We start from the raw sequence: 16,206 nt of genomic DNA, 5'->3' as shown, positions 1-16,206 counted from the left end.
GGAACGGCGGAACCCCGCCCCTCCCGGAAGGGGAGGGACGGGGTTCGCTCGCGTACGGGTCAGCGGCCCGCGCGGTTGACGGCGGAGATGACCGCCTTCAGGGAGGCGCGGGTGGTGTTCGCGTCGATGCCGATGCCCCACAGGACGCGGCCGTCGATCGCGCACTCGATGTACGAGGCGGCGACGGCGGAGGCGCCCTCGCTCATCGTGTGCTCGGTGTAGTCCAGCAGGCGGGCGTCGATGCCGATGGCGGCCAGCGCGTCGAAGAAGGCCGAGATCGGGCCGTTGCCGGTGCCGTTCAGCACGGCCTCGACGCCGTCCACGACCGCCTCGACGGTCAGCGTGTCGGTGCCGTCCTTGTCGGTGGCGGTCGAGCCGGAGCGCAGCTGGATGCGACCCCACGGGTTTTCCGGGTTGGGCAGGTACTCGTCCTGGAAGACGTTCCAGATCGCGGTCGGGGTGACCTCGCCGCCCTCGGAGTCGGTCTTGGCCTGGATGATCCGCGAGAACTCGATCTGCATGCGGCGCGGCAGGTCCAGCTTGTGGTCGTTCTTCAGGACGTACGCGATGCCGCCCTTGCCGGACTGCGAGTTGACCCGGATGACCGCCTCGTAGGAGCGGCCGACGTCCTTCGGGTCGATCGGCAGGTACGGGACCGCCCACTCGATGTCGTCGACCGTCTTGCCCTGGGCGGCCGCGTCGGCCTCCATGGCGTCGAAGCCCTTCTTGATGGCGTCCTGGTGGGAGCCGGAGAAGGCGGTGTAGACCAGATCGCCCGCGTAGGGGTGGCGCGGGTGTACTTCCATCTGGTTGCAGTACTCGCTGGTGCGACGGATCTCGTCGATCTGCGAGAAGTCGATCTGCGGGTCGATGCCCTGGGAGAACAGGTTCATGCCCAGCGTGATCAGGTCGACGTTGCCGGTGCGCTCGCCCTGCCCGAACAGGCAGCCCTCGATGCGGTCGGCGCCGGCCATCAGGGCCAGCTCGGCGGCCGCCACAGCGGTGCCGCGGTCGTTGTGCGGGTGCACGGAGATGCAGATGTGCGCGCGGCGGGTCAGGTTGCGGGCCATCCACTCGAAGCGGTCCGCGTGGGTGGACGGCGTGGAGCGCTCCACCGTGGCGGGCAGGTTCAGGATGATCTCGCGGCCCTCGGACGGCTGCCAGACGTCACAGACGGCCTCGCAGACCTCCAGGGCGAAGTCCAGCTCGGTGTCGGTGAAGATCTCCGGGCTGTACTGGTAGCCGAAGACGGTGTCGGCGCCCAGCAGCTTGTCGGCGTACTCCATGACCAGGCGGGTGCCGTCGACGGCGATCTGCTTGATCTGCTCCTTGGAGCCGCGGAAGACGACCCGGCGGAAGGTCGGGGCGGTCGCGTTGTAGAGGTGCACGGTGGCGCGCTTGGCGCCGACCAGCGACTCGACGGTCCGCTCGATCAGGTCCTCGCGGGCCTGGGTCAGTACGGAGATGGTCACGTCGTCCGGGATCGCGCCCTCTTCGATGATGGAGCGCACGAAATTGAAGTCGGTCTCACCGGAGGACGGGAAGCCGACCTCGATCTCCTTGTAGCCCATGCGCACCAGCAGGTCGAACATCTCGCGCTTGCGGGCGGGGGTCATCGGGTCGATCAGCGACTGGTTGCCGTCGCGCAGGTCCGTGGAGAGCCAGCGGGGCGCCTTGGTGACGCGGGCCTCGGGCCAGGTGCGGTCGGGGATGTCCACCTGCTCGTACGAGCCGTACTTGTGGATGGGCATCCCGGAGGGCTTCTGGGTGTGGGTCGCGTTCGTGATGGGCGTGGGGCGACCGACAAAAGTGTGCTGGCTCATGACGTAGGGCTCCTCGCGTGTCCGCGTGTAGTTCGCTGGGACGGCCGACGGACGGTCGCAAAACCGCAACACCAAACTCCGCGGGGAGGGGGTCGGCCTACGACTACAGGCCCTCGCCGCGGCAGCTAAGGAGGAGCAGCCCGAAACGCATGATGGGCCGAGCCTAACCGAGCCGCCCCGTAATGCGGGACCTGTTTCAGTATGCAAGACCGGCAGGTCCGTTTTGCACCCTTTGTGAGCTAAGCCTCTTTACCTCTTGTCGGTCCGGCTCGATGTCCGGTTGTTCCGTCAACGCGACGCGAGCGCTTTCAGACAACCGAATGAATCATGGTCGCCCCTAGTGACACCACCATCACCCACTGCCACATTGCCGGGCATGGATGCCTTCCTCACCCCCCGCCACCCCGTCTTCTGCACCGTGGTGCCGCCGCACCTCCTGAACAAGATCGCCCGGTCCGCGGATCCCGCCCGGGCCGCCGCCGCCCGCCGGACCCTCGAGCTGGACGCCTCCCACCGGGTCCGGCGGCTGATGGCGGTGCTGCCGCCCGCCGGCGACGCGCCCTCCGACAGCCCCGAGCGGACCATCTACGACGCGCAGCACCAGACCCGGCTGCCCGGGAAGAAGGTCCGCGGCGAGGGCGAGGACGCCGGCCCGGACGCCAGTGTCAACCGTGCCTACGCCGGGCTCGGGGCCACCTTCGAGCTGTTCTTCAAGGGCTTCGGCCGCCACTCCATCGACGATGCCGGGCTGCCGCTGGACGCCACCGTCCACTACGACCGGCTGTACAACAACGCCTTCTGGGACGGCAGCCAGATGGTGTTCGGCGACGGTGACGGCGACCTCTTCCTCGACTTCACCGTGTCCGTGGACGTCATCGGGCACGAGCTGACCCACGGGGTCACCCAGCACACCGCCGACCTGGAGTACTACGGCCAGTCCGGCGCGCTCAACGAGTCGATGTCCGATGTCTTCGGCTCCCTCATCAAGCAGTACTCCCTCGACCAGACGGCCGGGGAAGCCGACTGGCTGATCGGCGCCGGTCTGCTCGGGCCCTCGGTGGACAGCGGCTTCGCCCTGCGGTCGATGAAGGCGCCCGGGACCGCGTACGAGGACGACGAACTCGGCAAGGACCCGCAGCCCGCGACCATGGACGACTACGTCCGCACCTCCCGCGACAACGGCGGGGTGCACATCAACTCCGGCATCCCCAACCACGCCTTCTACCTCGTCGCGACCGAGCTCGGCGGCAAGGCCTGGGAGCGGGCCGGACGGATCTGGTACGACACCCTGACCGGCGGGGAGCTGGGCCCGAAGGCGGACTTCGCCCGGTTCGCCGCCCTGACGACCGCCGCGGCCGTCACCCGGTACGGCGCCGGCGGCGCGGAACACCAGGCCCTGCAGAAGGCGTGGTCGACGGTCGGGTTGGGGTAGGAGGGCGGTCATGCGGATTCAGGTGGTGCGGACGGGCGGCTTCGCGGGGATCGAACGGCGGGGCGAGGTGGACACCTCGGGCCTGCCCGACGAGGAGGAGTGGCAGGCGCTGGCCATGCTGGCCCTGCGGCCCGGTCCGCCGGGGGATCCGGCGGACCGGATCAGGGACGGTTTCTCGTACCGGATCACCGTGGACGGGCGCACGGTGCTCTGCCAGGACCCGAACCTCTCGGACGCGCAGCGCTCGCTGATCTCCCGCGTCCTCAAAGAGGGTGCCTGACCTGGTCCCACTTGCTTGGATGGCCGGATGACCACGACTTCCGATCGTCTGCCCGAGCTCGAGCGCTACTACGACACGGCTCCCCGGGCGGGAGGGGCGCGGGCCGAGGACTTCGGCCCGCTGACCCTCTTCGTCCAGGAGAGCGACGGCTGGCCGTACTACGCGCGGCCCACGCTCGCCGCTCCCTCGGCCGAGGGCGTCTCCGTGACCGAAGGCGTCTCGGTGGCCGAAGGCGTCTCGGTGGCCGACGTGGAGCGGGTGCTGTCCCGGCAGCGGGAGCTGAAGGTCCCCGAGGCCTTCGAGTGGGTGGCCGAAACCACCCCCTCCCTGCGGTCCGCCGCCGAGGCCGCCGGGCTGACCGTCCATGCGCATCCGCTGATGGTGCTCGACCCCACGGCGGTACGGCTCCCCGTGCATCCCGACGTACGCGTGCTCGGCGCGGCCGACCCGCTCCTGCGCCCCGCGGTGACCGTACCGATGCTGGCCTTCGCCGCGCCCGGCACGGCGGTGGGCGAGGCGGGTCCGGCGGAACTCGCGGTGGCGGAGAAGGATCCGGCCTCGGAAGGCCGCCGGGTCCGGGTCGCGGGGATGATCGAGTCGGGCCGGACCGCCCTGGCCGCTGCCGTCCGGGACGGAGTGGTCCTCTGCTCCGGCCAGTACGTCCCGGTCGGCGACGTCGCCGAGGTGGTCGGTGTCGGCACTCTCCCCTCGGCCCGCCGCCAGGGCCTGGCCCTCGCGGTGACGGCGGCCCTGGTCGCCGACGCCCTGGCCCGCGGAGCCCGCACGATCTTCCTGTCGGCGGGCGACGAGGACGTGGCCCGCCTCTACGCCCGCCTCGGCTTCCGCTCCGTGGGCACGGCCCTGATCGCGGACCGGCCGCTGTGATCGGCCGGCTGATCACCGTGTCCGGCTGATCGTGCCGCTGTCGCCCGGTCCGGGGGCGTCCCGCGCAACTCAGCTCCCGTTGTTTTGCCGGAACGGCAAGATCCCTTGGCCGGGGCGTGGTCCGGGCGGAGCATCGGAGGCGCGGGCACCCGTACCCGTACCGACCGGAAAGAGGCCGCCATGGCGCACGCGCACGACCACGCCCCCCACTCCGCCGACTCCGCCGAGTCCCCCGAGACCGGCTTCGCGGGCGAGGAGTTCTGGGACTCCCGCTACCGCGAGAGCGAAAGGATCTGGAGCGGCGAGGCCAACGCCGTGCTGGCCCGGGAAACCGCCCCGCTCGCTCCCGGCCGGGCCCTGGACCTCGGCTGCGGAGAAGGCGGCGACGCCGTCTGGCTCGCGCGGCAGGGCTGGTACGTCACCGGGACGGACATCTCCGGGGTGGCCCTGGAGCGGGCGGCGGCCCACGCCGCGGAAGCCGGCGTCGCGGACCGCACCGCCTGGGAGCGGCACGACCTCGCGGAGTCCTTCCCCGCCGGGGAGTACGACCTGGTCTCCGCGTGCTTCCTGCACACCTTCGGGGAATTCCCGCGCGAGCGGATCCTGCGCCGGGCCGCCGCGGCCGTGGCCCCCGGCGGGATCCTGCTCGTCGTCGGCCACGCGGGCTGGCCGTCCTGGCAGGAGGACCGCCCGGAGGTGGACTTCCCGACCCCGGGCCAGGTACTCGCCCAGCTGGAACTGCAGGCCGGCGCCTGGGAGGTCCTGCTGGCGGAGGAACACGTACGGGTCCAGAACCAGCCTGACGGCCGGCCCGGGACCCGTACGGACAACGCGGTGAAGGTGCGGCGGCTCTCTTCTTGATGCGCCCCCCGCACCGGACGGGACCGGCTAGAACCCCAGCTTGCGGAGCTGCTTGGGGTCGCGCTGCCAGTCCTTGGCGACCTTCACGTGCAGGTCGAGGAAGACCGGGGTGCCGAGCAGGGCCTCGATGTGCTTGCGCGACTTCATCCCGACCTCCTTCAGGCGGGCGCCCTTCGGGCCGATGATGATGCCCTTCTGGCTCGGCCGCTCGATGTAGAGGTTGGCGTGGATGTCCAGCAGCGGACGGTCCGCCGGGCGGTTCTCCCGGGGGATCATCTCCTCGACGACCACGGCGATGGAGTGCGGGAGCTCGTCCCGTACGCCTTCCAGCGCGGCCTCGCGGATCAGCTCCGCGACCATGACCATCTCGGGCTCGTCGGTGAGGTCGCCCTCCGGGTACAGCGGCGGGCTCTTCGGCAGCATCGGCGCGATCAGGTCCGCCAGCAGCTGGACCTGGGTGTCGCCGACCGCCGAGACGGGGACGATCTCGGCCCACTCGAAGCCCAGCTCCTCGGCGAGCTGGTGCACGGCGATGAGCTGCTCGCCCACCACCTTCGACTCGACGAGGTCGGTCTTGGTGATGATGGCGATCTTGGGGGTCTTCTTGATCCCCGCGAGCTCCTTGACGATGAACTTGTCACCGGGGCCGAGCTTCTGGTCCGCGGGCAGGCAGAAGCCGATCACGTCGACCTCGGACCAGGTCGCGCGCACGACGTCGTTCAGCCGCTCGCCGAGCAGGGTGCGCGGCTTGTGGAGGCCTGGCGTGTCGACCAGGACGAGCTGGGCGTCGGGGCGGTGCACGATGCCGCGGACCGTGTGGCGGGTGGTCTGCGGCCGGTTGGAGGTGATCGCGACCTTGGTACCCACGAGCGCGTTGGTCAGGGTCGACTTCCCCGCGTTGGGACGGCCGACGAAGCATGCGAAGCCCGCACGGTGCGGGCTGGTGGTCTCGGGGGAACGATCGCTCATACGGGCCATTCTCCCCGATGCGGGTCCCAGCGCCGACCAGACCGCCGCCACGAGGGCGAGAGCGGCCGCCAGCAGGCCGTTCAGGGCGGGGTGCGCGGCGTGTCCGGCGGTGGCGGTGGCGGCCGCGCCGTCGGCCCGCGCCACCACCGTGACCTCGGCCCATTCCACGCCGGGCGGGTCGGCCCAGGGTGCGGTGAGCCGGACCCGCTGCCCGGGCAGGAGCTCGGCGGGCAGGCCGGTGAGAGGGCGGAAAAGGAGGCCCCGGCCGAGGGCCCCGGAGGCGGTCAGGGTGGCTCGGGGCCGGAGGGTGACGTTGCCGAGGTTGTGGAGCGTGTACGAGATCTCCGCGCCGGCGGCGCCGCGGCGGTCGGTGCGGAGGTCCTCGACGGCCAGGGCGGGGGCGGTGGGACCGGTGACCCGGAGGTAGAGGCGGGCGGCGACGGCCTGCTGAATCCCTATCCCCTGTCCGGCGGTCCCGCGCACCGCGGCGTCGGCCGGCCGGTCCTCCAGGGCGACGACGGCTCCGGGGTGGTCCCCCGGTTCGGCCCGGTCGGGGACGGTGAGGGTGAAGCCGACGTCGACCGCGGTCTTCGCCGGGACGGTGATCCGCTCCCGCGCCAGCGCCGTCCAGGCGCCCGTCGCGGTGCGCGGTTCCCCGGGCCCGCGCAGGGCGAAGCCGCCGTCGCGGGCGGTGTTGTAGGCGTCGGCGGCGTACAGACGGAAGGTGCGGGGCCGGTCGGTGCGGTTGGCGATGGTGACGGAGTCGGTGACGGCCTGGCCGGGGGCGGCGGCGAGGTAGAAGTACGGGCGCTGCCCGAGCTTGTTGGCGGCGGGCAGCACGGACCACTGCCCGTTGTCGGCGGCCGCGGCGGGTCCTGCTCCGGCGAGCAGAAGGATGCCGAGCCCGACGAGCACAGCGGCGGCCGTCGCCCCGGCCAGGCGCTGCCGCGCCCGCCTGGCCAGTGCCGCCCGTGCGGGGCGGTCCCGGAGGGTCCCTCTCCCCGCCCCGCCCTTCCCCCGTTCCCCGGGGCTCCGCCCCGGACCCGTTGCCGGGTGCGGCGCCGTTCCCGGGGGCCTGCCCCCGAACCCCCGCTCCTCGAACGCCGGAAGGGCCGGGTTTTCCCGGCGCGAGCCTGCCCGTGCGGGCCGGAGGCCGGGCACATCCGGCCTCACCGGCGTGTGAGGCGCGGGGTCCGGGGCGGAGCCCCAGGGGGTGCGGGCGCAGCCCGGGACCCCCTCCGCAGCCCGGCCGGCCTTTGAGGACCGGGGTCCGGGCGGAGTCCGGGGAACGGTGGAGGGGCGGGTAGGGGACTTCGCCCCGCGCAGCGGGTCAGGGGGGCCGGCTCGGCCGGGCCGGGTCACGACAACGTCAGCGTCAGCACCGCCGTGTAGGCGCCCGGCGGGGTGTACGGGGGCACCTGGAGGGTGACGGCGGCATCGACGGTGAAGGTGCCGCCGACGAGCGCGGCGTCACCGGTGGAGGCCAGCACCGCACCGTCCGGCCCGACGGTGCCCGCGCTGCCCGGCGTACACGCGCTGGGGCTGCCCGGGGCGGCCGTGCACGTCGGGGTCCAGCTCAGGGAGGCGCCCGGGATGCGGACACCGCCGGAGCCGGTGAAATCGGTGACCTTGCCGATCAGGGACCACCCGGCCGGCCCGCCGCGGGCGTCCTTCACGGTGACGGTGCCGATCCGGCCGGCCGCAGCTCCGCCGTCCCCGTACGGGACCGCGGCCAGGGTCACGGCGTCGCCCTCCTGGGTCATGCCGAGCTCGCCCGGCTGCACGATCGCCGTCACCGTCTGGCTGCCCGGCGGCAGCGGGGCGGCGGCGATCACCGTGTACGCGGACGGGCCCGAGCCCCGCTCCGGGGTCCAGGCGGGCCCCTCGTACGCCACGACCGCGGTGGTCGCCCGGTCCGTGACCGGCAGCTCCGCGAGGACCACGCCGAGCTCGTCGGCCTTCGCGGTGACCCGGTCGGCGGTCTCGGCCGTACCCGCCCGGCCGGCCACGGTGACCTCCGCGCCGGGGACGAAGCCGGCTCCGGTGACCTTGACCTTGGCGCCCGGGGCTCCCGCCGCCGTACCGAGCGCGACGGCGCGCAGGTTGGCCGTCGGCAGCGGGCTCGCGGTGATCCGCTGCGCGACCGGCGGCCCGGCCGGCAGCGGCAACGTGGACGGGGGCACGGACGGGGACGGAGAGGCGGGCGGGGACGGGGACACCGGAGACGGCCCCGGGGACACGGCCCCGGAGGCGGACCCGGAGGGCTCCGCGGACGGTGTCGGGTCCGCTCCCGGCGGCACGCTCCCGAAGGCGCCCGCGCAGACGGTGTCCAGTTCGAGCAGGTGGCCTGTGTGCAGGGTGTAGCCGCCCGGGGCCAGGGTGATCTCGCCGGGGGCGGTGACGGTGAAGGTGCCGGTCATGGTGACGGCGGGCAGCGCCCCGCCCGGCCCGACGGGGTCGTTGCGCTTGGCCCCGACGACCGTGACCTCACCCTGCTGCACGCCCCCGAGCACGATCCGGCCGGTCGGGGTGAGGACGTCGGCGGGCAGGGCGACGGAGAGCGGGTTCAGCGCGGGGGTCCGGGTGACCTGGTAGGTGACGGTGACGGTGTCGCCCACGCGCGGTGTGGGGTCGTCGACGGTGATCCGTGCGGTGGTGGGCCCGTCGGCCGGCGGCAGCCCGGCTTCCTGCGGCGGCAGGCAGTGCGTCGGGAACTCGACCTGCCCCGGAGGCGTCTCCCCCTCCGCGGCGGCGGGCGCGCTCAGCGCTCCCCCGGTCGCGGCGGCCAGGACCGCCATGCCGACGGCCGCCGACCACCCTCTGTGCCGCGCCGTTGTCCGCGCCGTCGTTCGCGCCGAAGTCCGCACTGACCGCCCCCTGGGATCCCGTACCCCGCCAGGGGGCCATTCACGAGCGGGCGGGGGGATAAGTCAATGCACGGACCCGGCAGCAACTGATGTCCCATCAGGAGATGGCAGCATGGTGCCGGGTGCGGCCTCCCGGAAGGTCCGCCGGTATGCCGTCGGGCTCACGCCGAGCGCCGCCTGGACGTGTTTGCGCAGGGACTGCGCGGTCCCGAAGCCCGCCTCCCGGGCCACGTGTTCCATCGGCAGGTCGGTCCGCTCCAGCAGCGCCCGGGCCCGCTCCACCCGCTGCCCGACGATCCATTCGCCCGGGCTGAGCCCCGATTCCTCGCGGAACCTGCGCGTGAAGGTCCGTACGGACATCGCCTCCTGCCGGGCCAGGTCGGTCAGCCGCAGCGGTTCGTGCAGCCGGTCCAGTACCCAGGCGCGGGCCGCGGTGGTGGCCGACCGCTGCGGCTGCGGCACCGGGCGCTCGATGAACTGGGCCTGCCCGCCCTCTCGGTGCGGCGGTACGACGGTGCGCCGGGCCACGTCGTTGGCGACGGCCGCGCCGTGGTCGCGGCGCACGATGTGCAGGCACAGATCGATCCCGGCGGCGACTCCGGCGGAGGTGAGCACGTCCCCGTCGTCGGTGTAGAGCACGCCCGGGTCGACCAGGACGGCCGGGAACATCTGCTGGAAGTGCCCGGCGGCGGACCAGTGGGTGGTGGCCCGGCGGCCGTCCAGGTACCCGGCGGCGGCCAGGACGTAGCCGCCGGTGCAGATGGAGACGAGCCGGGTGCCGGGCCTGATGTGCGCGAGGGCGGCGGCCAGTTCGGGGGTGAGCCGGCCCTCGTCGTGGACCGGGCCGAGCTCGTAGGAGGCGGGGACCACCACCGTGTCGGCCGTGGCCAGCAGTTCGGGACCGTGCTCGACGTGGATGTCGAAGTCGGCGTCCGTGGGGACCCGGCCGGGGTGGAGCCCGCAGGTGAGGATCTCGTACAGCGGCTGTCCGGCGGGATCCTTCGCCCGGCCGAAGATGCGGTGCGGGATCCCGAGCTCGAAGGGCAGCAGACCGGCGAGGGCGAGTACGACGACACGGTGGACACGGTGCGCACGGGTCTCCATGGCCCGATCATATCGAAGGGTGTCGGTCAGGCCACTGTCGTACGGGTCCCGGGCGGCCGGAAACTGTCGACGTGACGCAGACAGACCCGGGCCCCGGCCCCTCCCCAGGCACTTCCCCCGGCACCTCCCCCGCACCCACGCCCGCCTCCGGCCCGGCGGCCGGCCCCGACTCCACGACCGGTGCACCGCTGCGGGGGCCGCACCGCGTCCACCGCGCCTGGTTCGTCGCGGCCGTCTCCTTCGTGACGATCATCGGCGCCGCCGCCTTCGCCTCGCTCCCCGGACTGCTCATCGAGCCGCTGCACGAGGAGTTCGACTGGTCGCGCGGCACGATCGGCCTCGCCGTCTCCGTGAACCTCGCGCTGTACGGGCTCACCGCGCCGTTCGCCGCCGCACTGATGGACCGCTTCGGCATCCGCAGGGTCGTCGCCCTCGCGCTGACCGTCATAGCCGCCGGATCGGTGGCCACCGTGTGGATGACCACCTCCTGGCAACTGATCCTGTACTGGGGCGTCCTGGTCGGTCTCGGCAGCGGCTCGATGGCCCTGGCCTTCGCCGCGACGGTGACCAACCGCTGGTTCACCGCCCGGCGCGGCCTGGTCACCGGCATCCTGACCGCCGCCGGAGCCTCCGGCCAGCTGGTGTTCCTGCCGCTGCTGGCCTGGCTGGTCGAGAACCACGGCTGGCGCCCCGCGGCGGTCACCGTCTCGCTGGCGGCCCTCGCCGTCGTGCCCTTCGTCTGGCTGCTGCTGCGCGACCACCCGGCGGACATCGGGACCACCCCGTACGGGGGCCCGTACACGCCCAAGCCCGCACCCGTCCCCGGCGCCGCCCGCCGGGCCCTGGGCGTCCTGGCCAAGGCGGCCCGGACCGGCCCCTTCTGGCTGCTGGCGGGCACCTTCGCGATCTGCGGGGCCTCGACCAACGGGCTGGTGAAGACCCACTTCGTCCCGTCCGCCCACGACCACGGCATGCCGGTGACGGCCGCGGCCGGGCTCCTCGCCGTGATCGGCGTGTTCGACGTGATCGGCACGGTGTTCTCCGGCTGGCTCACGGACCGCTTCGAATCGCGCCGCCTCCTCGCCGTCTACTACGCCCTGCGCGGGGTCTCGCTGCTCTTCCTCCCGATGCTGCTGGCCCCGACCGTGCACCCGCCGATGGTGTTCTTCATCGTCTTCTACGGCCTGGACTGGGTCGCGACGGTCCCGCCGACGATCGCCCTGTGCCGCGAGCACTACGGCGAGGACGGCGCCATCGTCTTCGGCTGGGTCCTGGCCTCGCACCAGATCGGCGCGGCGGCGGTGGCCTTCCTCGGCGGGCTGGCCCGCGACGCCTTCGGCTCGTACGACCCCGTCTGGTACGCCTCGGGCGCCCTGTGCGCGATGGCCGCCCTGATGGCGATGGTCATCCGCCGGCGGACCTCCGCCGCCCGCCCCTGACGGCCCGCCCGACCCTGAAGGCCAGCCCGGTCCGGGCTGCCAGGATGGGCCCGTGGACGACACGGGTGGGACAACGGTGGCGGACGAGCTGGTACGGGCGGCGGGGGCCGGGGACGAGGCGACCGTGGCACGGCTGCTGAGCCGGGGCCCCGACGTTGACGCGCGGGACGCCGAGGGGCGTACGGGACTGGACATCGCCGTGCACCGGGGCCGCGACGGCGTGGTCCGCATGCTGCTGGCGGCCGGCGCCGACCCCGAGCAGATCACGGGCCCGTACGACGAGGAACTGCCGCTGGTGCAGGCGGCCACCCGGGGGCACACCGGCATCGTGCGGCAGCTGCTCGCCGCCGGCGCCGACCCCGACCGCGCCAATGGGCTGCGCGCCACTCCTCTGGGCCGTTCGGGGGCCGAGGGCCACACGGAAACGGCCCGGGTCCTGCTGGAGCACGGAGCGGATCCGCACCTCCGCTGGAAGGCCCTGACCCCCGCCGAGTGGGCGACCCGCTTCGGCCGTACCGAGACGGCGGAGTTCCTGCGCACCTGGGCCGCAGGCCCGGACGGCCCGGCGGCTACGGCTTAGGCGCCGGCCGGAGTGGTCGACTTCAGGGTGCCGTCCGGGCCCGCCAGGAGGACCGGGGTGTCCGGCCCGCCGAGGTCACGGACCGCCGCGCGGTCGGCGTCGGAGGGGGCCTCGGCCGCGCTGACCACGGCTGCCGCCTCCAGGGACTGGGCGCCGCTGGCCACGGCCATCGCGACGGCCGTCTGGAGCGCGCTCAGCTTCAGGGAGTCCAGCGCCACGGTTCCGGCGACGTAGGTACGGCCGGTCTCGTCCCGGACCGCCGCCCCCTCGGGCACGCCGTTGCGGGCCCGGGCGCTGCGCGCCAACGTGATGATCTTGGTGTCTTCGGGGTCGATCCCGGTGCTGTCGGTCATAGCCCGAAGCATATGGAGCGCGTCCGCGGGGCCGCACGACGACCCCGCGGACGCGCTCTCCCCTCCACCCCCGGTGTCCCCCCGGGATCTTGGCGGCAGGGATAAAACTAAGCGCTGTGTAAGCGGAGGCGCGGCCCCGAAGGTCCTGTGATCCATGACCTTGGACCCTTCCCGGATTCCACGACCCGGAACGCCGGAGCGCCGGAATGCCGGGGCGGGGAAGCCCGGGAGCAGGAAAGCCGGGAGCCGGAAACCCAGCCCCCGGCCGACCCCGGCCGACCCCGGCCGACCCCGGCCAACCCCGTCGCTACGGCCTGTCGAGCCGCAGCCGCTCCGCCCTCGGCAGACCCGCGACCACCAGGTCGTACGAATCCTCGACCAGCTCCCGGACCAGCGCGTCGGGCAGCGCGCCCGGCCCGCCCGCGGTCACCGTGTTCCAGTGCCGCTTGTTCATGTGCCAGCCCGGCACGACCGCATCGTGCTCCGAACGCAGCCGCACCGCCTGCTCCGGGTCGCACTTGAGGTTGACCTTCAGCGGGTCGGCGTCCAGCGCGCTCAGCGCGAACATCTTCCCCAGCACCTTGAACACCGAGGTCTCCGGGGTGAAGGGGAACTCCTCCACCGCCGCGTTGAACCCCAGACAGAAGGCGCGCAGCTCCGCCGGCGTCACTCCGTCTCCCCTTCCTGGGCCTCCACCGCAACCACCGGCTCCACCAGCACCGTCACGATCTTGTTCCGCCGTCCCGCCGGGGACTCCGCCGTCAGCCGCAGCGGCCGCCCGTCCGGCAGGTCCACGACCGCCGAGGCTCCGGCGATCGGCACCCGGCCGAGCGCCTTGGCGAGCAGGCCGCCGACCGTCTCCACGTCCTCGTCGTCGAAGGAGTCCACCTTGAACAGCTCGCCGAGGTCGGTGATGTCCAGCCGTGCGGTCACCCGGTAGCGGTCCCCGCCCAGCTCCTCCACGGGCGGGATCTCCCGGTCGTACTCGTCGGTGATCTCGCCGACGATCTCCTCCAGGATGTCCTCGATGGTGACGATGCCGGCGGTGCCGCCGTACTCGTCGATGACGACCGCCACGTGGTTGCGCACCGACTGCATCTCGCGCAGCAGGTCGCCCGCGTTCTTGGTGTCCGGCACGAACACCGCGGGCCTTATCGCCGTGGAGACCAGGTCGCTCTCGGCGTCCCGGCTGATGTGCGTCTTGCGGACCAGGTCCTTCAGGTACACGATGCCGACGATGTCGTCCTCGTTCTCCCCGGTCACAGGGATCCGCGAGAAGCCGGACCGCAGTGCGAGCGTGGTCGCCTGACGGACCGTCTTGTACCGCTCGATGCAGACCAGGTCGGTGCGCGGCACCATGACCTCGCGCACGAGGGTGTCGCCCAGCTCGAAGACCTGGTGCACCATGCGGCGCTCGTCGTCCTCGATCAGCGATTCCTTCTCCGCGAGGTCGACCATCGCGCGCAGCTCCGCCTCGGATGCGAAGGGCCCCTTGCGGAAGCCCTTCCCGGGCGTGAGCGCGTTGCCGAGGAGGATCAGCAGTTGCGGGATCGGCCCCATGATCCGGGCGAGCGGTACGAGGACGTAGGACGCGGCGGTCGCCGTGTTCAGCGGGTGCTGCCGGCCGATGGTGCGCGGGGACACCCCGACGGCCACGTAGGACACGAGCACCATCACGGCGATGGCCACGAGCAGTGCGGTCCAGTTCTCCCCGAACTCGTCGAGGCAGACGTACGTGACGAGCACGCCCGCCGCCATCTCGCAGGTGACCCGGACCAGCAGCGCGACATTGACGTAGCGGGTGGGGTCTCCGGCGACCTGGGCCAGCTTCGCGCTGCCGCGCCGGCCCTCCCGTACCGCCTGTTCGGCGCGGAAGGCCGAGATCCGGGCGATCCCGGACTCGGCGCACGCGGCGAACCAGGCCACCACGACCAGCAGGACGGCCCCGGTGATCAGCTGGAGATCACCGGTCATGAGACGGTCGGCGCCGGGGACGGGCCGGTCACGCCGTTCTCGCCGCGCCAGCCGTCGACGATGGCCGCCTGGAGGCCGAACATCTCGGCCTTCTCGTCCGGCTCCTCGTGGTCGTACCCGAGCAGGTGCAGCACCCCGTGGACGGTCAGGAGCTGGAGCTCCTCGTCCATGGAGTGCTGCGTCGGCGCGTCCTCGCCCTGCTTCTTGGCGACTTCGGGGCAGAGCACGATGTCACCGAGGAGCCCCTGCGGGGGCTCCTCCTCGTCCTTCTTCGGCGGACGCAGCTCGTCCATCGGGAAGGACATGACGTCGGTGGGTCCGGGCAGGTCCATCCACTGGATGTGGAGCTGCTCCATCGCGTCCTCGTCGACGACGATGACGGAGAGCTCCGAGAGCGGGTGGATCCGCATGCGGGCGAGCGCGTAGCGGGCGATGTCGAGGATCGCCCGCTCGTCGACCTCGGTTCCGGACTCGTTGTTGACGTCGATCGACATGGTGCGCTGATTTCTACTTCCGCTGGAAGCCGTTCCGCGACTGCTTCGCGTCCTGGCTGTCGTCGTACTTCTCGTACGCGTCGACGATACGGCCGACCAGCTTGTGCCGGACGACATCCTCGGACGTGAGCCGCGAGAAGGCGATGTCCGGCACGCCTTCGAGGATGTCCTGCACCTGCCGCAGACCGCTCTTGGCGCCGCCCGGCAGGTCGACCTGGGTCACGTCACCGGTGACGACGATCTTCGAGTCGAACCCGAGCCGGGTCAGGAACATCTTCATCTGCTCGGGGGTGGTGTTCTGCGCCTCGTCGAGCACGACGAACGCCTCGTTGAGGGTGCGGCCGCGCATGTAGGCCAGCGGCGCCACCTCGATGGTCCCGGCCGCCATCAGCCGCGGGATCGAGTCCGGGTCGATCATGTCGTGCAGGGCGTCGTAGAGCGGCCGCAGGTACGGGTCGATCTTGTCGAAGAGGGTGCCGGGGAGGAAGCCGAGGCGCTCGCCCGCCTCGACCGCGGGGCGGGTCAGGATGATCCTGCTGACCTGCTTTGACTGCAGGGCCTGGACCGCCTTGGCCATGGCGAGGTAGGTCTTTCCGGTACCGGCGGGGCCGATGCCGAAGACGATCGTGTGCTTGTCGATCGCGTCGACGTACCGCTTCTGGTTGAGCGTCTTGGGGCGGATGGTGCGGCCGCGGCTGGAGAGGATGTTCTGGGTGAGCACCTCGGCGGGCGTCTCGTCCGGGCCCTGGCCGTTGCCGCTCGACTTGAGCATGGCGATCGAGCGTTCCACTGCGTCCTCCGTCATCGGCTGCCCGGTGCGGAGCACCAGCATCATCTCGTCGAACAGGCGCTGGATCAGAGCGACTTCCGCCGCCGCGCCGATCGCGCTGACCTGATTGCCCCGAACATGGATGTCGGCCCTCGGGAAGGCCTTCTCGATCACGCGCAACAGGGCGTCGCCCGAGCCGAGGACGGACACCATCGGATGGGTGGCCGGTACGGAGAAGTGGGCTCGCGCCTGCCCCGGCGCGGGGGTCTTGGCTGTCGGTGTCTGAGTCATGGGCCGGCACTGTGGCCTGCGCATACCTCCCACTGAGGGGCCGCGCCGATCGACGGCCACCGGACTTCCAAGCCTACGTCGCCGC

Annotated in this window: 15 protein-coding genes and 1 pseudogene; 6 read left to right on the top strand and 10 right to left on the bottom strand. The window is 72.4% G+C overall.

What is annotated here, in order from left to right; translation table 11 throughout:
* Positions 1 to 59 precede the first annotated feature (59 nt).
* On the bottom strand, positions 60 to 1,823 hold the full coding sequence (leuA, locus tag ACFYM0_RS14065; protein ID WP_388500599.1) for a 2-isopropylmalate synthase: 1,764 nt from the start codon (positions 1,821 to 1,823) through the stop codon (positions 60 to 62).
* A gap of 376 nt (positions 1,824 to 2,199) precedes the next feature.
* On the opposite strand from leuA, the gene ACFYM0_RS14060 reads away from it, so the two are divergent.
* From ACFYM0_RS14060 to ACFYM0_RS14045, 4 genes are all read left to right on the top strand, one after another.
* Positions 2,200 to 3,255, top strand: coding sequence for a M4 family metallopeptidase (locus ACFYM0_RS14060; protein WP_388500597.1), 1,056 nt, complete (start codon positions 2,200 to 2,202; stop codon positions 3,253 to 3,255).
* Positions 3,256 to 3,265: 10 nt separating this feature from the next.
* Positions 3,266 to 3,535, top strand: a complete 270-nt coding sequence (locus tag ACFYM0_RS14055) for a protealysin inhibitor emfourin (protein WP_388500595.1) — start codon at positions 3,266 to 3,268, stop codon at positions 3,533 to 3,535.
* Positions 3,536 to 3,562: 27 nt separating this feature from the next.
* Entirely contained in the window at positions 3,563 to 4,420 is an 858-nt protein-coding gene (locus ACFYM0_RS14050) for a GNAT family N-acetyltransferase (RefSeq protein WP_388500593.1), read from the top strand.
* A 180-nt stretch (positions 4,421 to 4,600) separates the two neighbouring features.
* Positions 4,601 to 5,281 carry a class I SAM-dependent methyltransferase gene (locus ACFYM0_RS14045; RefSeq protein WP_388500591.1) on the top strand — a complete coding sequence of 227 codons (681 nt, stop codon included), beginning with the start codon at positions 4,601 to 4,603 and terminating at the stop codon, positions 5,279 to 5,281.
* Between the two features lie 27 nt (positions 5,282 to 5,308).
* Here the strand turns inward: ACFYM0_RS14045 and era are convergent, their stop codons facing one another.
* The 4 genes and pseudogenes from era to ACFYM0_RS14025 form a co-directional block, all read right to left on the bottom strand.
* Positions 5,309 to 6,259 (bottom strand): GTPase Era, encoded by a 951-nt coding sequence (gene era / locus ACFYM0_RS14040; RefSeq protein ID WP_374213701.1) that lies wholly within the window; start codon positions 6,257 to 6,259, stop codon positions 5,309 to 5,311.
* Between the two features lie 519 nt (positions 6,260 to 6,778).
* Positions 6,779 to 7,090, bottom strand: a pseudogene (locus ACFYM0_RS14035) (WxL protein peptidoglycan domain-containing protein); the annotation flags it as partial.
* 518 nt (positions 7,091 to 7,608) lie between these two features.
* Positions 7,609 to 9,048: a beta-xylosidase gene (locus ACFYM0_RS14030; RefSeq protein WP_388500588.1), complete on the bottom strand. Its 1,440-nt coding sequence runs from the start codon at positions 9,046 to 9,048 to the stop codon at positions 7,609 to 7,611.
* Positions 9,049 to 9,180: 132 nt separating this feature from the next.
* On the bottom strand, positions 9,181 to 10,221 hold the full coding sequence (locus tag ACFYM0_RS14025) for a GlxA family transcriptional regulator (protein ID WP_388500586.1): 1,041 nt from the start codon (positions 10,219 to 10,221) through the stop codon (positions 9,181 to 9,183).
* Positions 10,222 to 10,409: 188 nt separating this feature from the next.
* Between ACFYM0_RS14025 and ACFYM0_RS14020 the strand changes: the two genes are divergently transcribed.
* Positions 10,410 to 11,660: an MFS transporter gene (locus tag ACFYM0_RS14020; protein ID WP_388500974.1), complete on the top strand. Its 1,251-nt coding sequence runs from the start codon at positions 10,410 to 10,412 to the stop codon at positions 11,658 to 11,660.
* Between the two features lie 52 nt (positions 11,661 to 11,712).
* Positions 11,713 to 12,240 (top strand): ankyrin repeat domain-containing protein, encoded by a 528-nt coding sequence (locus ACFYM0_RS14015; protein ID WP_388500584.1) that lies wholly within the window; start codon positions 11,713 to 11,715, stop codon positions 12,238 to 12,240.
* Here the strand turns inward: ACFYM0_RS14015 and ACFYM0_RS14010 are convergent.
* The 5 genes from ACFYM0_RS14010 to ACFYM0_RS13990 all read right to left on the bottom strand — a co-directional run bounded on the left by ACFYM0_RS14010 (position 12,237) and on the right by ACFYM0_RS13990 (position 16,121).
* Positions 12,237 to 12,593: a cytidine deaminase gene (locus ACFYM0_RS14010; protein ID WP_243334727.1), complete on the bottom strand. Its 357-nt coding sequence runs from the start codon at positions 12,591 to 12,593 to the stop codon at positions 12,237 to 12,239. The genes ACFYM0_RS14015 and ACFYM0_RS14010 overlap by 4 nt on opposite strands.
* Before the next feature lie 307 nt (positions 12,594 to 12,900).
* Positions 12,901 to 13,263, bottom strand: a complete 363-nt coding sequence (locus ACFYM0_RS14005; protein WP_388500581.1) for an MmcQ/YjbR family DNA-binding protein — start codon at positions 13,261 to 13,263, stop codon at positions 12,901 to 12,903.
* Positions 13,260 to 14,567 (bottom strand): hemolysin family protein, encoded by a 1,308-nt coding sequence (locus tag ACFYM0_RS14000; RefSeq protein ID WP_388500578.1) that lies wholly within the window; start codon positions 14,565 to 14,567, stop codon positions 13,260 to 13,262. The genes ACFYM0_RS14005 and ACFYM0_RS14000 overlap by 4 nt, the downstream gene beginning before the upstream one ends.
* Entirely contained in the window at positions 14,564 to 15,061 is a 498-nt protein-coding gene (gene ybeY, locus ACFYM0_RS13995) for an rRNA maturation RNase YbeY (RefSeq protein ID WP_266877564.1), read from the bottom strand. Before ybeY ends, ACFYM0_RS14000 begins: the two co-directional genes overlap by 4 nt.
* Positions 15,062 to 15,074: 13 nt before the next feature.
* Positions 15,075 to 16,121 carry a PhoH family protein gene (locus tag ACFYM0_RS13990; RefSeq protein ID WP_382971137.1) on the bottom strand — a complete coding sequence of 349 codons (1,047 nt, stop codon included), beginning with the start codon at positions 16,119 to 16,121 and terminating at the stop codon, positions 15,075 to 15,077.
* Between the last annotated feature and the right edge of the window lie 85 nt (positions 16,122 to 16,206).

It is taken from the genome of Streptomyces sp. NPDC006487 (genome assembly GCF_042870555.1).
In the GTDB taxonomy this organism is placed as follows: Bacteria; Actinomycetota; Actinomycetes; order Streptomycetales; family Streptomycetaceae; genus Streptomyces.
The sequence above is the reverse complement of the archived record's forward strand: the minus strand, read 5'-3'. Positions and strand labels throughout refer to the sequence as shown.